Here is a 584-nt window from a genome sequence, read left to right as displayed (position 1 = left end):
CTTGGCCCTGTGGCGTGATCGGATTGCCTAACGGACCTTGTGGACCATCCTGAACTTGGATTGTGATGATATGCGGAATTGTATGGTTGTTTCTGACGACGACTTCTCCCGGTGACGGAGACTCTTCATCGGATTCTGTGAACGAGGAGCAGCCCGCAAGCACTGCGGCAGTAGTTACTCCACTGGCCTGTTTGAGGAGGGCACGGCGACGCATGAACACATATTTTGATGGTAGTTAGAAATAGTTTATGGAAAAATATTTTGAGAAAAGGATGGTGAGGTCTTAGTAGCCTGTATCACGTCATCCCTATTTATTAAACCCTGTTCTTCCAACTTATAGTTTAAATTGGCAATACAGCCAACTGAAGTCAGGTTTTGGACTTTGTTGCTATAGCTGTTTCACTTGTTCAATTAGTTGGTGATAACAGCGATCGGGGCTCAGGTTCTCTCTCCGTTATAACCCATTCAAATATATATGAAAATAAGACACGCATCAATCCCATCCTCCGAGATTGTGGGAACACCACAGATTCGGCGTTTGGGTTCCTACAAACCAACAACTCAACAACATATATCAGCGATAT

At 44.5% G+C, this 584-nt stretch carries 1 protein-coding gene; it reads right to left on the bottom strand.

What is annotated here, in order from left to right; genetic code table 11:
* The coding region (locus tag DVK07_RS23990; RefSeq protein ID WP_233565567.1) for a hypothetical protein at positions 1-214 on the bottom strand (214 nt) is incomplete at its 3' end.
* Positions 215-584: the final 370 nt, after the last annotated feature.

This window comes from Halorubrum sp. Atlit-26R, assembly GCF_003666015.1.
GTDB lineage: Archaea > Halobacteriota > Halobacteria > Halobacteriales > Haloferacaceae > Halorubrum.
Note: the sequence above shows the minus strand (reverse complement) of the source record. Positions and strands in the feature narration are given on the sequence as shown.